This is a genomic window from Streptomyces sp. NBC_01618 (assembly GCF_045209435.1).
GTDB lineage: Bacteria > Actinomycetota > Actinomycetes > Streptomycetales > Streptomycetaceae > Streptomyces.
Genome location: NZ_CP109297.1, coordinates 3,187,202 through 3,206,617 on the forward strand (window position 1 = coordinate 3,187,202; position 19,416 = coordinate 3,206,617).

The window sequence follows — 19,416 nt, forward strand, 5'->3', positions numbered from 1 at the left end:
GGAACCCCCATGAACACCAGCCCTGCTGCGGTCGACGAGGCCCAGCCGCCGGCGGCCGATGACCAGGCCCTTGGCTCCGCCACACTCGGCGGGGACAGTAAACGGTCGGTCGAGCAGTTCGCTCTCCTGTTGTTCATCGTGGTGCCGTTCGTGGCGCTGGTCACGGCGGTGCCGCTGGCCTGGGGCCGGGGCGTGAGCTGGCTCGACGTGGGTCTGCTCGTGGCGATGTACTTCATCGGCTGCCACGGGATCACGATCGGTTTTCACCGCTATTTCACCCACGGTTCCTTCAAGGCGAAACGCCCGCTCCGTATCGCGCTGGCCGTCGCGGGTTCACTGGCCGTGGAGGGCCCGCTGGTGCGCTGGGTGGCGGATCACCGCAAGCACCACCGCTTCTCGGACGCGGAGGGCGACCCGCACTCGCCGTGGCGGTTCGGCGAGAGCCTCCCGGCCCTGCTGAAGGGGCTGTGGTGGGCGCATATCGGCTGGATGTTCGACGAGGAGCAGACGCCGCAGCAGAAGTACGCCCCCGATCTGATCAAGGATCCGGCGCTCCGCGGGATCTCGCGCCACTTCCTCACCTTCACGACCGTGTCGCTGCTGCTTCCGCCGCTGGTCGGCGGTCTGGTGACGATGTCGTGGTGGGGGGCGGCGACGGCCTTCTTCTGGGGCTCTCTCGTCCGGGTGGCGCTGCTGCACCATGTCACGTGGTCGATCAACTCCATCTGCCACGCGGTCGGCAAGCGCCCGTTCAAGTCCCGTGACCGGTCGGGGAACGTGTGGTGGCTGGCGGTGCTGTCGTGCGGCGAGTCCTGGCACAACCTGCACCACGCGGATCCGACGAGTGCGCGGCACGGTGTGATGAAGGGGCAGATCGATTCGAGTGCCCGGCTGATCCGCTGGTTCGAGAAACTGGGCTGGGCGTCCGACGTGCGCTGGCCCGACGCCGCCCGGATCGAGTCCCGCCGCATCGACTCCCGGCGCGACCGTGCGCATACCGAAGCGGCATGATTGACGACGTGGCGACCGACTCCAGCACCAGCAGCGAGAACAACCGTCCTTCTTCCGCCCGGCGCAGCCGCAGAGTGCGGATGACCGGCAAGGAACGTCGCGAGCAGTTGCTGGACATCGGCCGTACGCTCTTCGCCGACAAGGGCTTCGAGGGCACGTCGGTCGAGGAGATCGCGTCCCGGGCCGGTGTTTCCAAGCCGGTCGTCTACGAGCACTTCGGCGGCAAGGAGGGCCTGTACGCCGTCGTGGTGGACCGCGAGATGCGCCAGCTCCTCGACATGGTCACCGGCGCCCTGACCGCGGGCCACCCCCGCGAACTCCTGGAACAGGCCGCGTTCGCCCTGCTCGACTACATCGAGACGTACACGGACGGCTTCCGCATCCTGGTCCGCGACTCCCCCGTCGCCCAGTCGACCGGCACGTTCGCCTCCCTCATCAGTGACATCGCCACCCAGGTGGAGGACATCCTGGGCCTGGAGTTCAAGGCCCGCGGCTTCGACCCGAAGCTGGCCCCGCTGTACGCCCAGGCCCTGGTCGGCATGGTCGCCCTGACCGGCCAGTGGTGGGTCAACGCCCGCAAGCCGGAGAAGGCGGAGGTCGCGGCCCATCTGGTGAACCTGGCCTGGCACGGTCTGGAGAACCTGGAGTCGAAGCCACGGCTGATGGGGCACCGCAAGAGCTGAGGGGGCGCAAGGGCCGGCCCGAGCGGTCAGCCGGATCAGTTCGAACGGGGCAACCGGAGCTCAGTCTCAGCCTCAGTGGGACCTTCAAGGCCGAAGTGATCGCGGCCGCGAGGGCTCACGCAATGGCGGCGATGTCACCATTGTCGAAGTAGATCGCCTGATGCAGCTGCCCGCCGAGGGCTGCGGCGTACCGGGCGAGTACTTCCTGTCCGGAGATCTTGCCCTGTTCGATCTGGGAAACACGCCCCTTGGTGACCTCCATCCTCTCGGCGACCTGCTCCTGTGTGAGGCCACGCGCCCGTCGGATCTCAGCCAGCCGGTACCCGAGGACCTCGGCCAGAAGCTCCTGCTTCCCCTTCGCCACAGCAGCCTCACCGCCGGCACGCTCGACGTGCTCGGCGCGGATGTCCTTCCAACGTGCATAACCAGTCATGCCGTGTCCCCTTCCTCTTCCTCTGTCCGGGACTTCAAGTAGGTCGCGTAGCGCTGCTCAGCCAGCGGGATCGCTTCGTCGTACCACTCATTCCAACGACCGCGCTTGTCTCCCGCCACCAGCAGAATGCTGGATCTCCACGGATCGAAGGCGAACAAGATTCTCGCCGTGCCCGGGCGCAGCTCCTTGAGATTCTTCACCGTGGAATCGGTGATCGTGTCGACCAGCGGGCGCCCCAGGCCGGGGCCGCCCTCGGCCAGAGCGTCGATCGCTTGCACCACCCGGGTGTGCGCAGCGTCGTCGAGGCGATCGATCCACTCGCGCACCTCATCGACGATGTAGATCTCCCACTCGTCCTCCGTCATGCAGAAAGTATAGCGATAGATATACCCGGGTCGGGGTGCTGAAGGGGCGGACGGGGCGGGTGATCCCGGCAGGACGCTCCGCGCTGGGCCGTACGCCACCGACACCCCCCATCGACGACCGGGCCACCGCCCTGGCGCGACCCCATCCGGGTCTTCGACGGCGCAAAGCTCGCGGAGAGCAAAGAGGTCAACCTCGACATCGCGTTGATGGACGCCTCCGCGACGGAGGCGTCCGAGGCCAAATCCCCCGGCGCGCTGATCCCGAGGATCACGGTCGACCTGCACGAGACGCTCACGGAGAGCGACGCACCGGCCAAGCCTCCGGGCGTGGAGCTGCCTGACGGCTGCCCGCGAGTGAGGCCGGACAACGAAGCGGACCGCCCCGGCTAGGGCAGTCTGCTTCGTGTTGTTCCAGAGACGGTCGCGTCAGACGGTCCGGCCCAGTCCGCTGCCCTTGACTCCGCCGAGAAACGCGGCAAATGCGGCGCCAGTGACAGCGAGGACGGGACATTGCGTGACCTTCGAGTCGCGGATGCCGGTCACGCCGTCCGCGAACGCCACCTCGACACAGTTGTCTCCGCCTGAGCTGAAACTGCTCCTGGCCCAATGTGCTTCTCGCGAATCGGCCGACACTCTCACGTCAGCTCTCCGCCCTTCACGCCTCCGAGGAACGCGGCGAACGTATCGGCGGTGAGGATCAAGACGGCCCCTCCGGGGGCCTTCGAGTCACGGACGCCAATCAGCCTTCCCGGGACTTGGGTTACTTCCACGCAGGCACCGTTCTCGCTACTGGCCGACGCTTTGAACCAGGTCAACTCTCCAAGAGTGAATTCCGGCGTGGTGGAGCGGTTCATGATGAGTTCTCCTTTGCAGCGAGGTCGTCCAGGAGTGCCGCGGACTCCTCGGGGTCGAGCGCGCCCGCCCGAAGGCGGTCGAGAGTGTGGACGAGGGAGCGGACCTGCTTGTCCTTCTCCAGGAAAGCGTTCCCCGACGGGCTGTCCACGTAGCCGACTCGGGGGTCCGACGGCCCGAACTCCAAGAGGCTGAAAGATCCACGGAGTCCGGGATGAACTTCTTTGGTCTCCGGATATACCTGCACCGTGATGTTCTGCTGCCGAGTGGATGCAGCCAGGGCCTTGAGCTGTTCGCGCATCACCACAGCCCCGCCGCAGTGAGTCCTGTCGCGCTGTCCACGGTCCAGCCAACTCGGCAATGAGCGAACCAAGTCGATACCTCGGGATGCCCGTGCAGATCCGATGCGAGAGAGCCGTACGGGCCAAGAAAGAGGTCACAGTCTCTCCAACTCGAAGTAGAGGCGAGAAGCAGTCGAGCCGAGGCCCTTCACCACCGGAACTCACCGTCGTAGAGGCGCTGGTGCCACCATCCACTACCGCGCCAGAAACGCCGGTAGGCGTGCGGGTCGGGCAAGGTCCGGCGCCGGAACTCGGCGTCGAGGGACGACACCAGTCGCCCGAGTTCGGCGCGGGCGGGCAGGGGCAGCACCCGCAACGCTTCTTCCAAGAGGTCCCGAGCATTCGCCACGTTGACGAGCGAGGATTCAGGGTGGGGAGAAACCTCGAAGCACAGGTCCAGATAATGGCCGGGTTGCCGCAAGAACGCCCGGTAGTGCCTGAGCGCGGCTTCCACCGCCCCGTTCCACAGGCCGCCCACGGGGTCGTCGTGTTCGCGCTCCGTGCGCTGAATCTCGGCGCAGGTACGCTCGGACAAGCCGGGAATCCGATCGGTCCAGGGGCCCCAGACAGGCGCCACCGGATCTTCGGCGCGAAGCGCGCCGGGCCGTCTACGCGGCATGGGCCTTTCGGCAGGTCTTCATGCTCGTCATGGTGCCGGACGCTCGGGGTGTCCACAAGGTCCGGCGGCCATCACAGTCGCCTGGCGAAATCGCAGCAGACGACCTTCCCGGGGTTGGGCTGGTGGACACCCCCCAGGCTCTTGGCCCAGTGCGATTCGCGAAAGTCGACTGGCACTCTCACGTCAACTCCTCGCCCTTCACACCGTTCACGAACGCGGTGAACGCTTCCGCAGTCACAGGGAGTACGGGCCCCTGCGTTGCTTTCGAGTCCCGGACCCCGACCCACAACCTGGCGAATGCGACCTCCACACACTCGTTGTCGGCTGCGCTGTAGCTGCTCTTCGTCCAGTCCGTAGCAGCGAACTGAGCATTGGTTGGTGCGTTGTTCATCGGATCAGCTCCTGTCGTGCTGCGGCCAGCAGTTCGACGCTGTTCGACGTATCGGCCGCTTGGGATCGCAAGTAATCAAACATCAGCTTGTAGCTCTGCACTTCGGTGGGGGCGTCGAGATACAGGCCGCGCTTGTGCAGTTCGAGGTAGACCACGTTCATGCTGTTGAGCGGATTCTTCTCGTCGTCCCGTCCAAGGATCAGAAAGTGTCCGCCGGACCCTGCGGCGTGAGCCCCTGCGGCAAACTTGAGCACCTGGATGTCCACGTTGGGACGCTGGGCCATGGCGCTCAGGTGGTCGATCTGCGCGGACATCACGTCCGGACCCCCGACAGGGCGGCGGAGAACAGCGTCGTCGAGAACGACCCACAAGTGAAGGGCGGGCGAGCGCTCCAGGATCGCCTGACGCTTGATTCGTGCGTCGACCTTGTCTGCGATCGCGTCCGCCCGGACGTCCTGCGCCCGGTGGAGCGCAAGTGCGTAGTCAGGCGTCTGGAGCAGCCCGGGAACCAGGGCGTTGGCGTAGACGTGCTCGTACTCGGCCACGTCTTCGAAGGACATCAGCGGGTCCATGACTTCAGGCAAACCGGGGTGATCCATCCACCAGCCGTTCTGCTGGTTGCGGACGAGTTCGACCAACGCCTCGCGTTCTTGAGGTGAAGCACCGCAGGTTTCCGCGAGCGCGCTCACGGTGGGCACTCTGAGCTTGGCGCGGTCCTGCCAGGTCTCGTATCGGTTCACGGTTCCGACGGAGACACCGGCCCGTTTGGCCACCTCGGACTGAGTGAGGCCGGCTCGCATGCGAAGTGCCTTCAGCCCACGGGCGATCTGCATGCGCCCGGCCGGCCCTGCCGAGCCTCGTACGGTCACGGTGCTCCTCCAACGCAGCTGTCCTTGCCGCCAGCTTGTCCAGCGATGCAATCAACACGCCGAGCGTACGCGGCAGTCAGTGCTTCATCTCGGTCCACCGGCGTTCACCCCTCCGGAGGAATTCCATCCATGGAGCTATCACTGATTGAAATTCAATGACACGGTACTCAACAAGCACTCCACGTGTGCTCTTGATCGCTTTTAGCGATCTCAGAGGAGCGCTTTCTCGCGCCAGCCCAGAAAGAGGGGATGGGAGTCATGCCCGCGAAGAGTCCGGCTCCAACCGGCTCCGAAGACGTACGCGCCCAGGTCCACGACCTGGCCTCCCTCACCCCCGAGACTCGCCTCCGCCTTGCCGGACTCGCCTGCGCCCGTTGCGGCAGCACCGAAACCCTTTGGCCCGGCGGCCACGCGTACACCCACAGCCCCGATGGCGGACGTCTCGGCTGGGCCGTGAAGGTCTGCGCGAACTGCCCCGTCCACCTGCCTCAGGAAAGGGAGTTGAGGTCATGACCAGCCTCGCCACCCGCACCACCGCCCGGCTGCGAAGCCTCTTCGCCCCACGCGGCCGGCACCGTGCCCTGCACCCCTCCCCCACGCCCCCGCAGGCCGCCTCCCCCGCTCCCGCCCCGGGCCGTACGCCACCGACATCCCCATCGACGGCCGGGCCACCGCCCTGGTGCGGCCCTACCTGCTCACCCCCGAGCAGCGGCAGCGGCGCCGGGCGCTCTGGCTCGCGACGTACGGCATCGACGTCGGCCCGCGCCGCATCCACGGCGTGGAGGTGGCCCGGTGATCCGGCTGCTGCCCTGGACGGACGGGAAGCCCTGCTACCTCTCCACTGACGGCACCGGCCCGTTGTCCCGGCTCGCCGACCAGATCGAGTACGTACAGCTCGGCCTCGCGGGCAAGCTCCTCGACCACGTACGAGTCGTGCTCTCCGGCGCCACACCGGACACCTCGGAACTCAGGCTCCTGACCGCCCAGTTGGCCGACGCACTGCGCGACACCCTGCTCATTGCCGAGAGCCGCGGCGCCCGCCTCGCCACGGCGGACACCGATGAGGACCAGTGAAGGAGGTGCGGTCATGCCGCCGTTCGTCGAGATCGTCCACAACGCCCTCGTGCACTGCGCCACCTCTCCACAGGCCCTGGGCCTGGTCTCCTTACCCGGAGGAACACTCGCGTCAGCGAGCGCGGCCCGCTGTTACGTAACGACGACGGCCCGGTCCTGGGGACTGCCGCCGGATGCGGTGGACGCTCTGGAACTGATCACCGGGGAGCTCGCCGCCAACGCCCTGGAGCACAGCGCAAGCCGTTCGATCACCGTCGTGCTGTCCCGTACCGCCCGTACGGCCGCCGTCGGAGTGATCGACGAAGGGCAGGGCAGCGCAACCGCAGCGGGCGCGCCACCGCCGGACCAGGAGGACGGACGCGGGCTGCTGATCGTCGGCGCGCTGGCCACCGACTGGGGTCAGCGGCGCATATGCGGCGGTCTCCTCGTCTGGGCCGAGGTCGACACCGGCCCGGCGTCACACCATTTGATGACGCCGCTCGATTCCGGCCGACACCACGAGGTAACAGGTTCAGAATCCCATCCGTGGGAGAGGACATGACTACCGAGCAGGGCGGATACACGGTGGACGATCTGTTCACCTTGTCCGAACTTCCGCCGCACACCGAGCTGCTCGACGGGAGCCTCGTGTTCGCCAGTCCGCAGCAGATCTTCCACAGCACAATGGTCGATCTCCTGGTGACCGGCATACGGCGCACGACGCCCCCGAATCTGAAAGTCCGCCGTGACATGACCGTGGTCCTCGACCGGCACAACGGCCCGGAACCCGATATCTCGCTCATTCGTGCCGAGATCGAGCTGGGCCCGGACGAGACTCTCTACCGGGCCGCCGACGTCCTTCTCGCCGTCGAGGTCGCCTCCCCTGACTCCGAGGCCCGCGACCGCGGTACCAAGCCGCAGAAGTACGCCGCCGCCGGTATCCCGAATTTCTGGCTGGTCGAGAGGGACGGCACCGACCAGCATCCGGTGGTACGGGTCTACGCGCTGGACCCGGTGTCCAAGACGTATGCCCTGACCGGGATCCACCACGGTCGGCTAAAGACGGGAGTGCCGTTCCCGATCAGCATCGACATCACACTGGACGCGCTCAATCAGCTATGACCGCCGGACGCAGAGCCTCGCTCCCCTGCGGGCATTCGTCCGCGCCTGCGCCGTGTTCGTAGCGATCGAGCGGCATCCCAACCACGCCACCCGGCTGCGCGCACTGGAGCGGATCGTGGACGCGGGCGAGGAGGATCCGGCCGAAGCGATCGCCGAGATACGGCGTATCCGGGAGACAGCCGAGGCGGAGGCCGGACTGCGGTGACCGCCCTGCGGCTCACCCGTCCACCCGCTCCAGGAACTCCAGCCGGTTCCCCACCGGGTCGTGGCTGAAGAAGCGTCGGTGCCCCGGCAGGTCGCCGTCCCAGGTCACCTCCGCGCCGTGTTCCGCCAGTCGGGCCGCGAACGCCTCGATGTCCGTGACGCGCAGGCCGGGGTGGGCCTTCCTCGCCGGGTGGAAGTCGCGGTCGATGCCCACGTGGAGCTGGACCGGGCCCGCCTCGAACCAGCAGCCGCCGCGGGAGGCGAGTGCCGGGGGCTTGGGCAGCTCCGTCATGCCGAGGGTGTCGATGTAGTAGGTACGCAGGGCGGGCTCCGAGCCTTCCGGGGCGGCCAGTTGGACGTGGTCGAGGGCGGCGATCATCACTTCTCCTTACGGGCCACGGCGAAGATGCGGCGGAACGGGAAGACCGTGCCGTGCGGACCCCGGGAGTAGGCGGTGCGCAGCAGGTCGCGGTATTGGGCGAGGAACGCGTCGCGGGCCTCGGGGTCGTCGGCCAGGGCCGTCAGGACGGGGCGCAGGCCGGTGCCCTTGACCCAGTCGAGCACCGGGTCCTCGCCGGGCAGCAGGTGCAGGTACGTGGTCTCCCAGACGTCCGCCGTGATGCCGGGGGCCGTCAGCGCGTCGAGGTAGGCGGCGGGGCTGAGCACCGCGTCGGCGTGGCGCAGCTCGCCGGCCAGGCGGTCGCGCCAGCGTGGGGATCCGGCGAGTTCGCGCATCAGGACGTGGCTGGGCTGGTCGAAGTTGCCGGGGACCTGGAAGGCGAACGTTCCGCCGGGGGTGATGGCGTCCAGCCAGACCGGGAAGCGGGCCGTGTGGTCCGGGACCCACTGGAGGAGGGCGTTGGAGACGATCAGGTCGTACGGCTCCTCGGGGGTCCAGGTCACGGCGTCGGCCTCGGTGAAGTCCAGGAGGGGGCCGGCGTGGGTGCGTGCCTGTTCCAGCATCTGTGGGGAGTTGTCGTAGCCGGTGATGTGCGCCTTCGGCCAGCGGTCGGCCAGCAGCATCGTCACGTTGCCCGCGCCGCAGCCGAGGTCGGCGATACGGGGTGCGGGGGCGGCCGGAGGCTCGGCGATGCGGGACAGCAGGTCACGGAAGGGGCGGGTGCGATGGTCCGCGTGACGCAGGTACTGCTGCGGATCCCAGGTGGGTGCGGTCATGGGACCAGGATCACGGCAGACTATCTTGATGTCAAGACACTTGAATTCAAGAGACTTCATGTCGACAGACCCTCTACACTGATCCACATGGAGGACGAGGTCGACCGACTGGTCGCTGCATGGCGCCGCGAGCGCCCCGACCTCGACGTGGAACCACTCGAGGTGCTCAGTCGCGTCTCCCGCCTGGCCCGCCATCTGGACCGGGCCCGCCGGATCGCCTTCTCCGAGCACAACCTGGAGCCGTGGGAGTTCGACGTACTGACGTCCCTGCGCCGCGCCGGCGCCCCCTACCAGCTCTCCCCCGGCCAGCTGCTCACCCAGACCCTGGTCACCTCGGGCACGATGACCAACCGCATCGACCGGCTGACCAAGAAGAACCTCGTCGAGCGGCTCCCCGACCCCAGCGACCGCCGCGGCGTGCTGGTCCGGCTCACCGCCGAGGGGCGCGACAAGGCCGACCAGTCGCTGGCCGGCCTGCTCGCCCAGGAGCGCGCCATCCTGGGCGAGCTCTCCACGCAGCAGCGGAGCGAACTGGCCGGACTGCTACGCCGGTTGACTGCCCCGTTCGACAACATCCCCTAGGGACCCGGCCGGTTCCAGATCCACCGGTCCGACACCCGCCCGCCGGGCCAGTGCGACCGCGGCCAGCGTCGAGTGCACGCCCAGTTTTCCCAGCACGTTCTGCATGTGCGTACGCACCGTGTGCGGGGAGAGGTAGAGCCGCTCCGCCACCGCCTTGCGCCCCAGGCCCGCGACCATGCAGCGCAGCACCTCGCGCTCGCGCGGGGTCAGCGACTCGACGAGCTGTTCGCTCTCGGTGCGGTGCTTGCGTGCCGCCGTCAGCTCCCGGAGCACGCCGGTGAGCAGGGCGGGGGGCAGATGCGTCTCGTCGCGCAGCACCCCCCGGATGACCGTGAGCAGCCGTTGCAGCGAGCAGTCCTTGGCCACCCAGCCCGAGGCCCCGGCCTGCAGCGCAAGCGCGGCCCGGCGCGGGTCGTCCCTCTCGGCGAGCACCACCGTGTGCACGGAGGGCCGGCCCGAACGGACCCCGGCGACCAGCGAGATGCCGTCCACCGGGGCGGCCTCCCCGCTGCGGGGCGCCGGGACGGCTGCCCGGTGGCCCCGCGCACCGGCCGGGTTCCGCGCCCCGGCCAGGGCGCCCAGTTCGGCGTCGACCAGCATCACGTCGTAGCCGCGCCCCTCGGCGGCGGCCCGTTCCAGACACCGCAGCGCGGCGGGGCCGCTGCCCGCCGCCGCCACTTCGACGTCCGGCTCGGCCGCGAGCGCCGCCGCGAGCGACTCGGCGAAGATGCGGTGGTCGTCCACCACGAGAACCCGGATACGAACCACAGGCACCCCCATACTGCCTCTGTTGCCGGGCCACCCCCGGCCCGACGAAGGGACGGAACGGGCGCGGGTACGGCCGCCCGGATCGGGGAGATGGACCGCAGTCCCACGGCCGCCGCCGTGTGTCGACTGCTACCCGCCCCGGGTGCCGTACCCGACTGTTTCGTACCCCTGAATCAGCACCGGCCCCCACCGGTGCTGTGCATCAGCGTACGGCCGTACGGCCGATGGGGAAGCCGATTCGCAGAAGTGGCGGGTTCGGCTCCGTAGGGTGTGATACGTGTTCCGTCGCGAGGCAGAAGTGAACAGGCCTCAGGACAAGCATCAGGCCAGGCGCCGGGCGCCCGCCGAAGGAACCGCCGGGAAGACGCGCGGCGTCGCGTATCCCGCCGAAGCGAACGCCGCCAGCACGGACTTGGCGACCGTGTCCGCCTGCGCCTCCTCCACCAGGACGATCGCCGAGCCGCCGAAGCCGCCACCGGTCATCCGCGCGCCGAGCGCCCCGGCCTCGCCCGCCGCGGACACCACCAGGTCCAGCTCCGGGCAGGAGACGCGCAGATCGTCGCGGAGCGAGGCGTGTCCCGCGTCGAGGACCGGGCCCGCGCCCCGTACATCGCCCGCGTCGAGCAGCGCGATGACCTGCTTCACCCGCTCGTTGTCGCTGACCACATGGCGTACGTAGCGCACCACGGACTCGTCCACGCCGGCCCCGGCCAGGGTGTCCAGGGCCGCGCCGAGTCCGTCGTACGGCAACTCGCGCAGCGTACGTATGCCGAGTGCCGCCGCCCCCGCCTCGCAGCCGGCCCGCCGCTCGGCGTACGCGCCGTCGCCGAGCGCGTGCTTGACCTGGGTGTCGACGACCAGCAGCCGCAGTCCGTGGGCCGCCAGGTCGAAGGGGACCTGGCGCTGGGTGAGGTCGCGGGTGTCGAGGTACAGGGCGTGGCCCTCGGTGCAGCAGGCGGAGGCCATCTGGTCCATGACCCCGCACGGCACGCCGACGAACGCGTTCTCGGCGCGCTGGCCGATGACCGCCAGCTCCAAGGCGGAGAGCCCCAGTTCGAAGAGGTCGTTCAGAGCCAGCGCGGTGACGACTTCGAGCGCGGCGGAGGAGGACAGGCCCGCGCCGGTCGGGACGGTGGAGGTCAGCTGGATGTCCGCACCGGTGACCGGGTGACCGGCCTCGCGCAGCGCCCAGAGCACTCCGGCGGGGTACGCCGCCCAGCCGTGCCCCTGGTGGGGGGCCAGTTCGTCGAGCCGGAGCCGGACGACGCCGCCCGGTACGTCGGTCGAGTGCAGCCGCAGTTCGCCGTCGGTGCGGCGGGCCACGGCGGCGCGCGCGGTGTGCGGCAGCGCGAGCGGCATCACGAAGCCGTCGTTGAAGTCGGTGTATTCGCCGATCAGGTTGACCCGGCCGGGCGCCGCCCAGACTCCTTCGGGGGCGGTCCCGTACAGCTCGGTGAAAGCGGTGCGCAGCTCGGCATCGTCGGTCATGGGGCGGTGGGCTCCTCTCGGCGGGCGAACGTCCAGGCGTCGGAGACGATTCCGGTCAGGTCGGCGCGTGACGGCGTCCAGCCGAGCCGCTCCCTGGCGGTGGCGGCGGAGGCGACGAGCACGGCGGGGTCGCCGGCGCGGCGCGGGGCCGCGGTCTCGGGGACCGGGTGGCCGGTGACGGCGCGGACGGTCTCGATGACCTCGCGCACCGAGAAGCCGTTGCCGTTGCCGAGGTTGCAGATCAGGTGCTCGCCCGCGGTGGCCGCGTCCAGGGCGAGGAGGTGGGCCTCGGCGAGGTCGGCGACGTGGATGTAGTCGCGGACGCAGGTGCCGTCGGGGGTCGGGTAGTCGTCGCCGTAAACGGAGATCGACTCGCGCTGCCCGAGGGCGACCTGGAGGACGAGCGGGATGAGGTGCGATTCGGGGCTGTGCCGTTCCCCGTGGCTGCCGTACGCCCCGGCCACGTTGAAGTAGCGCAGCGAGACCGCGGCCAGTTGGTGGGCGGCGGCCTCGCCGGTGATCATGTGGTCGACGGCGAGTTTCGTGGCGCCGTAGGGGTTGGTGGGCGCCGTCGCGTCGGACTCGGTGATGGGGGTGGTGGCGGGTTCGCCGTAGGTCGCGGCGGTGGAGGAGAAGACCAGGGTGCGTACGCCGGCGTCCCGCATCGCGGCGAGCAGTGCGACGGAGCCGCCGACGTTGTTCACCCAGTACTTCTCCGGGTCCGCGACGGACTCGCCGACCTGGGAGTACGCGGCGAAGTGCAGCACCCCGTCGTACGAGGCGTCCAGCCACTTCGCCGCGTCCTGGACGCGGCCCTCGACGAACTCGGCGCCGGCCGGGACGCCCTCCCGGAACCCGGTCGAGAGGTCGTCGAGGACGGTGACGGCATGACCGGCCTCCAGCAGGTGCTGGGCGACCACGCTGCCGACATATCCCGCGCCACCTGTGACCAGATACTTCTTCTGGGGCTTGCTCACTCGCTCGCTACCTCTCGCAGTCGCTGGGCCGCGGCCTCCGGCGGCACATCGTTGATGAACACGTTCATGCCGGATTCGGAACCCGCGAGGAACTTCAGCTTGCCGGATGTGCGTCGGATGGTGAAAAGCTCCAGATGGAGCCCGAAGTCCTCCCGCCCCGGAGCCCCGAACGGGGCCTGGTGCCAGGCCGAGATGTACGGGGTCGGCGGCTCGCCGGGGCCGAAGATCCGGTCGAATCGCCTCAAGAGTTCCAGATAGACCTGTGGGAACTCCGTGCGCGCGGCCTCGTCGAGTTCCCTCAGATCGGGGACGCGGCGACGGGGATGGAGATGGACCTCGTACGGCCAGTGCGCCGCGTACGGCACGAAGGCGATCCAGTGCTCGGCGGCGATGACGATCCGCGAGCCGTCCTTCTCCTCGCGGGCCACGACGTCGTCGAAGAGGTTGCGGCCGGTCTCGGCGCGGTGGGCCTCCATCGAGCGGAGCATCAGCTCGGTGCGCGGGGTGACGAAGGGGTAGCCGTAGATCTGCCCGTGCGGATGGCCGAGCGTGACGCCGATCTCGGCGCCCCGGTTCTCGAAGCAGAACACCTGCTCGACCTGCGCAAGCCCGGCGAGTTCGGCGGTGCGGTCGGTCCATGCCGCGAGGACCAGGGCGGCCTGGTCCTCGGTGAGGTCGGCGAACGACGCGTCGTGGTCGGAGGTGAAGCAGACGACCTCGCAGCGGCCGGAGTCGCCGGCGAGCGAGGGGAAACGGTTCTCGAAGACGGCGACGTCGTAGTCCGCCTCGGGGATCTCGCTCAGCCGGCCGTCCCGCGAGGGACAGAGCGGGCACTCGTCGGCCGGCGGGTGGTAGATGCGGCCCTGGCGGTGCGAGGCGATGGCGACGCTGTCGCCGAGGAACGGGTCACGGCGGATCTCGGACGAGGTCGAGACGGCGTCGAGGGGCCGCCGGTCGACGGCGTCGCGCACGACATCGTCGCAGCTGTCGTAGTAGAGCAGCTCCCGGCCGTCGGCGAGCGTCGTGACCGTCTTCTTCACCAGGTTCCTCCAAACATAAACAAACACAATGAATCACAAGCCAACAGGCGCGTCAATGGTGGAGCGGTGCGGGAGGTGCGCGTACACGGCTCCGCGATCCGGGTCCACCCGCGCGCGTGAGCTCAGGAGAAGTGTTCAGCTTTTGAACACAAGAGCTTTGATTCCTTCGGGCTCAGTTCGCACAACGAAGGAAGTGGGCCTCGATGAACCCGGCCGACGGCTGACACACCGCCTTCAGCGGGAGGCCCGGCCTTTCAGCAAGGGGCCGACGGCGTCACCCGATGCCGCCGGGCCCCTGCCCGTCCAGCGGCACCGCCCGGTCCAGCAGACCCGTGCGGTCCAGCAGCCCCGTGCGGGCCGCGAGGGCCGCGGCCTCCAGCCGGGAGCCGACGCCCAGCTTCATCAGCACCCGCTGCACATGCGTGCGCGCGGTGCTCGACGCGATCCGCATCCCGGCCGCGATCAGCCGGGTGTCCTGCCCCTCGGCGACCCGCACCAGGACCTCGATCTCACGCGGGGTCAGCAGCGCCAGCAGCCGCTGCCCCTCGTCGTCCGGCGCCGCGGCCGGGTTGAGCAGCTCGGCGAAGGCGCCCTGGAGCAGCTGCGGCGCCACCGCGGCCTCACCGGCGCGCGCCTTGACCATCGCCCGCTCGACGCCCTCCATGCATTCGTCGTGGCGGACGTATCCTGCGGCGCCCGCCGCGAACGCCGCCGCGATCCCGCGCGGGCTGGGCACCGGACCGAGCACCACCACGGCCACCTGCGGGCGCTCCCGCCGGATCCGTACGATCGGGTCGAAGGCACCGGGATCGGCGGGCGCCGCGGTGCCGAACAGGCAGACGTCCGGGGCCCTGCTGACCACCAGCTCCGCCGCCCCCGTGGTCGGCGCGGCCGCCGCGAGCACCCGGTGGCCCCGCAGTCTCAGCGCCGAGGCCAGCGCCTCGGCGAGCAGTCGGTGATCGTCGACCACCATGAGCCGCACGCCCATCGAGCACACCCCCATAGCACCGGCACCAGGCCCCCCGGCCCGCCCTGACCCGGCAAGTTACACGCTTGTTCGACGTTACGGGCGCCTTACCGGCCAAAAGGCCTGAATGGCCAACTCGGCGAGCATTCAAGATCAGTTGACAGCCCGACCTGCCCGACCGGGCGTCGTTTCGATCCGCCTGCCGACCGATACCGTTCGCCGACGGCGGCGTCCGGGCCGTGGACACGCGCGCGGGGGTGGCGCCGACGACCGGCGCCACCCCCGCGTATACGGCGGGCGGTTACTCCCTGATGAAGCCGACCGCCAGGCGGCGGCTCGTGTCCAGGGATCCGCTGGGCTTGCTCACCATGGTGCTGGCCAGGTACAAGTGCCCGTCGTTGTAGAGGAATTCGGAGTAGTCCGGCGTGAAGCTGGTCTCCACCTCGCGGACGGACCGGTCGCTCGGGTTCTCCATCAGCACCGTCTGCTTGAACGTGGCACCGTCGATGGAGACGACCTGGCCGCCCTTGTCGTACGGGGGCACCCGGTACGCGATGATGTTGCCGCCGTCCATGCGGATCGGGAACATCGTGTAGCGCTCGCCCGCGTCGGCCCGATCGCTGGTCGGCTTGCCGGTCGTGAGGTCGAAGGAGACGATCTCGTTGGTGTCGCCGTACTCGCCGGTGCCCTCGTGGTCCTCGGTCGGCACGTAGATGCGGTTGTTGCCGACGGCCACCTGGCTGCAGCTCTCGACCTCGGTGGAGTGGCACCGCGCGGCGTACTTCTCGCCGTCCGCCGCGATCTTGGTGAGCAGCTTGCCGGTGGAGGCGTCGATCGAGAAGAAGTCCGAGATGCCGCTGCCGTCACCGGCGGTGTCGCCGACGTCGGCCGCGACGACCAGCGGCTTGGTGGAGACGATGCTCGCGTAGTCGACACCGGGCGGCATCTTGTACGAGGAGATCGGGGCGCCGGTGGTCGGGTTCAGTGCCTGGATGACGAGCTGCGGGTCGTCGTACGTACCGCACTTGCGGACCACGGCGAGCGCGTCGCCGCCGCCGTAGCCGCTGTCGTAGCAGCCGTCGGTGGAGACCTTGGGCTTCCAGCGCTCGGCGCCGGTGTCGAGGTCGAACGCCGCGCCGCCCTCGGTGCCGGCCGCGGCGACCGTGGTGCCGCTGAGCGTTATCTCGTCGTACCTGACCGGCTCGTCACCGCTGGTGGCGGCGGTCACCGACTTGCTCCACATCAGCTTGCCGGTGTTCAGGTCGAGCGCGCCGACCTGGTTGCACGGCTGGTACTTCTTGGCCGCGGTCGGCTTGCCCGCCTCGAAGGCGATGGCTGTCTTGTAGTCCTTGGACATGTGCCGGGAGGCGGCGCAGACCTGGCCCGCCAGCGGGATGGACCACAGCTTGGTGCCCTTGGCCAGGTCGTAGCCGACGATCTCGTTCAGACCGCTCTTCACGTACGCCTTGTCGGTCAGCCAGGAACCGTCGACCTTGGTGACCTCGGTGACCTTCGGCAACGGCAGCTGGAAGGCGACCTTGGACTTGGGGTCCGCCGGTGCCTTCTCCTTGCCGCCGCCACCGACCGCGCCGCCCTGGCTGCCGCCCTTGCCATCGACGGTGCCGCCGGTCTGGGACGCCTCTTCCTTCTTATTGCCGTCGTCACCGCCGCTGGAGGAGTACCAGACGCCGGCGGCGACGATCAGCACGACGGCGACCGAGGCGGCGACGATGATCTGCATCTGGGTGCTGAACTTCTTGCCGCCGTTCCCGTTCTGCTGCGGCGGGTACTGCTGCTGCATCGGGGCGGTCGGGTAGCCGTAGCCCTGCTGGGGCGGCTGACCGGGCGGCAGGCCCTGCGGGAAGCCGTACCCCTGCTGCGGCTGGCCGGGCACGGGCGCCTGCGGGTAGCCGTAACCGGGCTGCGGCGGCTGGCCCTGCGGGTAGCCGTAACCGGGGCCCGGCTGCTGCGGCGGGCCCGCGGGCTGCGGGGTTTGCGGGGCGCCTGTCGGCGGCGGAGCCTGCGGGGCGCCGAATCCGCCCGCGGGCGGGGTGGCCGGCTGCTTGCCGAACGGGTCGGCGGGCGGCGGTGTCGGCGCGCCGAACCCACCCGGCGGGGGGTCCTGCGGGGCACCGAACCCGCCCTGGGACGGCTCGTTGGGCGGCTGGGGCGGCTGCGTCATGGCGTACGTACCTCAGGGGGAAGGGAGAGTCGGTGAGTCGGGGCGGGCAGCGGCAGCCGAAGGGGCTCGGGCCGCTGCCCACCGTGAGAGGTCTTCGTGAGCCGTCAGTTGCCGAAGGCCATCATGGTCTTCGTCTCCAGCTCTTCCTTGTCGTTTCTCCCACTGACGAATCCACTCGCGATGAACGAACGACCACCGGCGTAGACGATCTTCGTGTTGTAGAAGGTGCTCTCGATCTCGGACATCGACACGGGGTGCTTCAGCACCATCTGCACGGCGCCGCCGGTCGGTGCGAGGGTGGCGATCCCGCCGCCCTTGTTGTAACCGGCCTCCACGTAGAGCAGCACGTTGCCGCCCTCCATGCGCAGCACCTTCACCGTGCGCTCGGCCGGGGCCGCGGCCTTCCACTTGGGCTTGCCGGTGTTCAGGTCGAACGCCACGACCTTGTTCGTACGGGCGAGGCCGCTGGAGTCCGGCGAGGTCGACATGTAGAACGTGTTGGCGTCGGCGGCGACACCCGTGCAAACGTCCAGGGACTTGACGAAGGTGACGAAGGAGCTGCCGCAGTCCGGCGAGAACTTGTCGCCCTTGTCACTGACGAGCCCGGAGCGGAACGAGCCGTTCTCCCTGAGGGAGAGAAGGCTCCACTCCTTGTCCTTCTTCAGGGAGACCACCAGCGGGCTCACCGAGAAGACCCGGTCGATCTCCCAGCCGCGCTTGGGCCGGTACGTCCACTTGGGCTTCCCGGTCGTCGGGTCGAGCTCCTGGACCTGGTGCTGCGGATTTTCGACGTCGTCGGTGCGGCAGCTGGAGGCGGCGATCAGCTTCGGCCCGCCCGCGAAGGCGAACGGCTGGCAGTTGCCCGGCTGCTTGCCGAACAGCTCCTTGCCGTCGCTGACCTGGTACGCGTTGGAGTTGCCGGTGCGCCCGACCGTCACGGTGTTGCCGCTGATGGCGAGCGAGATGTCCGACATTATGTCCCAGACGCCGTTCTTCTTGATCGACTTCTTCCAGCCGGCCTTGCCGGTGTTGAGGTCGATCATCTGGAGGTCCGCGCAGACCGCCCTCTCGGTCGTGTCGTTCTTGACTCCGATGACGATCTTGCCGTCGGTGGTGGTCTGCGAGGGTGCCGCGCACAGGTCGGCGGGCAGCTTCAGCGTCCACTTCTGCTTGCCGTCGGCCACGGAGTAGCCGGAGATGCTGCGGTACATGCCCTTGACGACGATGTCGCCGACGACCCAGGGGCCGTACACGTACGAGCCGTTGCGCGGCAGGTCGATGTCGTTCTTCTGCAGCCAGAGGACCTTCGCCTCGCCCTCCTTGCGGCCCGCGTTGAGGTCGTCGTCGGTCTCGCGGCCGTCGCCGTCACCGTTGCCGTTGCCCTCGTCGACGGAGGGCGAGGTGCTCGGCTTGGCGTCGTCGCTCTTCTGCGCGACGGGCTTCTTGTCGTCGCCGCCCCCGCTCGTGGCGATGAGTACGCCGCCACCGATCACGAGGAGCGCGACGACCGCGGCGCCGATGATCAGCGCGGGCTTGCGCTTGAAGAGGCCGCCACCGCCGGGGCCGCCCGGGGCCGGTGCGCCGGGGTACTGCTGCTGCGGGTAGCCGTAACCGGGCTGTGCCTGCTGGCCGTACGGGCCGGGCTGCTGGTTGTACGGGCCCGGCTGCGCCTGACCGTACGGACCGGGCTGCTGGCTGTACGGGCCTGGCTGCGCCTGACCGTACGGACCGGGCTGCTGGTTGTAGGGGCCCGGCTGCTGCTGGTTGTACGGACCGGGCTGCTGGGGATAGCCGTAACCGGGGGCCTGGCCGGGCATCTGACCCGGCGCCTGGCCGGGTATCTGACCCGGCGCCTGACCGGGGGCCTGGCCCGGCGCCTGACCTGGCATCTGGCCCGGCGCCTGACCGGGGGCCTGAGGAAAGCCGTAACCGGGCTGGGCGGGCGGCGGGGACTGCGGAGCCGGCGGGGTCTGCGGCGGCTGCGCGGGCGGCGGGGTCTGCGGCGGGCCCTGGGGCGGCTGAGGACTTCCCTGCGGCGGCTCCTGCGGTGCGCCGAAGCCACCCTGCGGCGGTTGCTGGCTGGGCGGCTGGGTCATCAGCACGTCCCCCTTCGTGCGGTCCGGTGCCCGGTCCGGTCTCCCCCGCGATTCCGCGGAACTCGAAGGGGCCGACAAGGCCCCTGAACTCCACGAAAAGGAGCGAATCAGGCATGGATCCCGCAGTGTTACGACAGTCGAGCGGGGCTTCTTTGTACCACCCGCCCCACCACGGACACCGGGTCGGTCCACCCCCT

Annotated in this window: 25 protein-coding genes; 8 read left to right on the top strand and 17 right to left on the bottom strand. The window is 69.4% G+C overall.

Translation table 11 applies throughout. The features are described from left to right. The first annotated feature begins 9 nt into the window (after positions 1-9). Positions 10-1,011: an acyl-CoA desaturase gene (locus OH735_RS14850; RefSeq protein WP_406381984.1), complete on the top strand. Its 1,002-nt coding sequence runs from the start codon at positions 10-12 to the stop codon at positions 1,009-1,011. After that, on the top strand, positions 1,008-1,694 hold the full coding sequence (locus tag OH735_RS14855; RefSeq protein WP_406381985.1) for a TetR family transcriptional regulator: 687 nt from the start codon (positions 1,008-1,010) through the stop codon (positions 1,692-1,694). Before OH735_RS14850 ends, OH735_RS14855 begins: the two co-directional genes overlap by 4 nt. A 115-nt stretch (positions 1,695-1,809) precedes the next feature. Here OH735_RS14855 and OH735_RS14860 read toward each other — a convergent pair whose 3' ends face one another. Both OH735_RS14860 and OH735_RS14865 read right to left on the bottom strand, forming a co-directional pair. Beyond that, entirely contained in the window at positions 1,810-2,127 is a 318-nt protein-coding gene (locus OH735_RS14860; protein ID WP_405687228.1) for a helix-turn-helix domain-containing protein, read from the bottom strand. After that, entirely contained in the window at positions 2,124-2,492 is a 369-nt protein-coding gene (locus OH735_RS14865; protein WP_406381986.1) for a type II toxin-antitoxin system RelE/ParE family toxin, read from the bottom strand. The genes OH735_RS14860 and OH735_RS14865 overlap by 4 nt, the downstream gene beginning before the upstream one ends. 207 nt (positions 2,493-2,699) lie before the next feature. On the opposite strand from OH735_RS14865, the gene OH735_RS14870 reads away from it, so the two are divergent. Then, positions 2,700-2,882, top strand: a complete 183-nt coding sequence (locus tag OH735_RS14870; RefSeq protein ID WP_406381987.1) for a hypothetical protein — start codon at positions 2,700-2,702, stop codon at positions 2,880-2,882. 36 nt (positions 2,883-2,918) lie between these two features. On the opposite strand, the gene OH735_RS14875 is transcribed toward OH735_RS14870, so the two are convergent. From OH735_RS14875 to OH735_RS14900, 6 genes are all read right to left on the bottom strand, one after another. Beyond that, entirely contained in the window at positions 2,919-3,131 is a 213-nt protein-coding gene (locus OH735_RS14875; protein ID WP_406381989.1) for a DUF397 domain-containing protein, read from the bottom strand. Then, positions 3,128-3,346, bottom strand: coding sequence for a DUF397 domain-containing protein (locus tag OH735_RS14880; protein ID WP_406381991.1), 219 nt, complete (start codon positions 3,344-3,346; stop codon positions 3,128-3,130). Before OH735_RS14880 ends, OH735_RS14875 begins: the two co-directional genes overlap by 4 nt. Continuing rightward, positions 3,343-3,645 (bottom strand): Scr1 family TA system antitoxin-like transcriptional regulator, encoded by a 303-nt coding sequence (locus tag OH735_RS14885; RefSeq protein WP_406381992.1) that lies wholly within the window; start codon positions 3,643-3,645, stop codon positions 3,343-3,345. The genes OH735_RS14880 and OH735_RS14885 overlap by 4 nt, the downstream gene beginning before the upstream one ends. A 188-nt stretch (positions 3,646-3,833) precedes the next feature. Then, a complete protein-coding gene (locus tag OH735_RS14890) occupies positions 3,834-4,220 on the bottom strand; it encodes a hypothetical protein (protein ID WP_406381993.1) in 387 nt (128 codons plus the stop codon). A 262-nt stretch (positions 4,221-4,482) separates the two neighbouring features. Further along, on the bottom strand, positions 4,483-4,695 hold the full coding sequence (locus OH735_RS14895) for a DUF397 domain-containing protein (RefSeq protein ID WP_406381995.1): 213 nt from the start codon (positions 4,693-4,695) through the stop codon (positions 4,483-4,485). Continuing rightward, the gene (locus tag OH735_RS14900; protein ID WP_406381996.1) at positions 4,692-5,564 is read right to left on the bottom strand and encodes a helix-turn-helix transcriptional regulator; all 873 of its coding nucleotides are present in this window, start codon (positions 5,562-5,564) and stop codon (positions 4,692-4,694) included. Before OH735_RS14900 ends, OH735_RS14895 begins: the two co-directional genes overlap by 4 nt. 792 nt (positions 5,565-6,356) lie before the next feature. Between OH735_RS14900 and OH735_RS14905 the strand changes: the two genes are divergently transcribed. Genes OH735_RS14905 through OH735_RS14920 form a run of 4 tightly spaced genes read left to right on the top strand, consistent with a single transcriptional unit; the run spans position 6,357 to position 7,944 of the window. Continuing rightward, complete coding sequence (locus OH735_RS14905; protein WP_406381998.1) at positions 6,357-6,638, top strand: hypothetical protein; 282 nt, start codon at positions 6,357-6,359, stop codon at positions 6,636-6,638. Positions 6,639-6,651: 13 nt separating this feature from the next. Continuing rightward, positions 6,652-7,179 carry an ATP-binding protein gene (locus OH735_RS14910; protein ID WP_406381999.1) on the top strand — a complete coding sequence of 176 codons (528 nt, stop codon included), beginning with the start codon at positions 6,652-6,654 and terminating at the stop codon, positions 7,177-7,179. Then, a complete protein-coding gene (locus tag OH735_RS14915) occupies positions 7,176-7,739 on the top strand; it encodes a Uma2 family endonuclease (protein ID WP_406382000.1) in 564 nt (187 codons plus the stop codon). The genes OH735_RS14910 and OH735_RS14915 overlap by 4 nt, the downstream gene beginning before the upstream one ends. A gap of 52 nt (positions 7,740-7,791) precedes the next feature. Continuing rightward, a complete protein-coding gene (locus OH735_RS14920; protein ID WP_406382001.1) occupies positions 7,792-7,944 on the top strand; it encodes a hypothetical protein in 153 nt (50 codons plus the stop codon). Positions 7,945-7,956: 12 nt separating this feature from the next. On the opposite strand, the gene OH735_RS14925 is transcribed toward OH735_RS14920, so the two are convergent. Beyond that, positions 7,957-8,322 carry a VOC family protein gene (locus tag OH735_RS14925; RefSeq protein WP_406382002.1) on the bottom strand — a complete coding sequence of 122 codons (366 nt, stop codon included), beginning with the start codon at positions 8,320-8,322 and terminating at the stop codon, positions 7,957-7,959. Then, positions 8,322-9,119 (bottom strand): trans-aconitate 2-methyltransferase, encoded by a 798-nt coding sequence (locus tag OH735_RS14930; RefSeq protein ID WP_406382003.1) that lies wholly within the window; start codon positions 9,117-9,119, stop codon positions 8,322-8,324. Before OH735_RS14930 ends, OH735_RS14925 begins: the two co-directional genes overlap by 1 nt. Positions 9,120-9,206: 87 nt before the next feature. Here OH735_RS14930 and OH735_RS14935 point away from each other — a divergent pair, with 87 nt between their 5' ends. Then, a complete protein-coding gene (locus OH735_RS14935; protein WP_406382004.1) occupies positions 9,207-9,701 on the top strand; it encodes a MarR family winged helix-turn-helix transcriptional regulator in 495 nt (164 codons plus the stop codon). Here the strand turns inward: OH735_RS14935 and OH735_RS14940 are convergent. From OH735_RS14940 to OH735_RS14970, 7 genes are all read right to left on the bottom strand, one after another. Then, positions 9,663-10,481 (bottom strand): LuxR C-terminal-related transcriptional regulator, encoded by an 819-nt coding sequence (locus OH735_RS14940; protein WP_406382005.1) that lies wholly within the window; start codon positions 10,479-10,481, stop codon positions 9,663-9,665. The genes OH735_RS14935 and OH735_RS14940 overlap by 39 nt on opposite strands. Positions 10,482-10,790: 309 nt before the next feature. Next, positions 10,791-11,957 (bottom strand): galactokinase, encoded by a 1,167-nt coding sequence (gene galK, locus OH735_RS14945; RefSeq protein WP_406382006.1) that lies wholly within the window; start codon positions 11,955-11,957, stop codon positions 10,791-10,793. Next, positions 11,954-12,934, bottom strand: coding sequence for a UDP-glucose 4-epimerase GalE (gene galE, locus OH735_RS14950; RefSeq protein WP_406382007.1), 981 nt, complete (start codon positions 12,932-12,934; stop codon positions 11,954-11,956). The genes galK and galE overlap by 4 nt, the downstream gene beginning before the upstream one ends. After that, entirely contained in the window at positions 12,931-13,974 is a 1,044-nt protein-coding gene (gene galT, locus OH735_RS14955) for a galactose-1-phosphate uridylyltransferase (protein ID WP_406382008.1), read from the bottom strand. The genes galE and galT overlap by 4 nt, the downstream gene beginning before the upstream one ends. Before the next feature lie 274 nt (positions 13,975-14,248). Beyond that, entirely contained in the window at positions 14,249-14,962 is a 714-nt protein-coding gene (locus OH735_RS14960) for a LuxR C-terminal-related transcriptional regulator (protein WP_406382009.1), read from the bottom strand. Between the two features lie 280 nt (positions 14,963-15,242). Further along, positions 15,243-17,123 carry a PQQ-binding-like beta-propeller repeat protein gene (locus OH735_RS14965; protein WP_406382010.1) on the bottom strand — a complete coding sequence of 627 codons (1,881 nt, stop codon included), beginning with the start codon at positions 17,121-17,123 and terminating at the stop codon, positions 15,243-15,245. 104 nt (positions 17,124-17,227) lie between these two features. Next, entirely contained in the window at positions 17,228-19,219 is a 1,992-nt protein-coding gene (locus OH735_RS14970) for a PQQ-binding-like beta-propeller repeat protein (RefSeq protein WP_406382011.1), read from the bottom strand. Between the last annotated feature and the right edge of the window lie 197 nt (positions 19,220-19,416).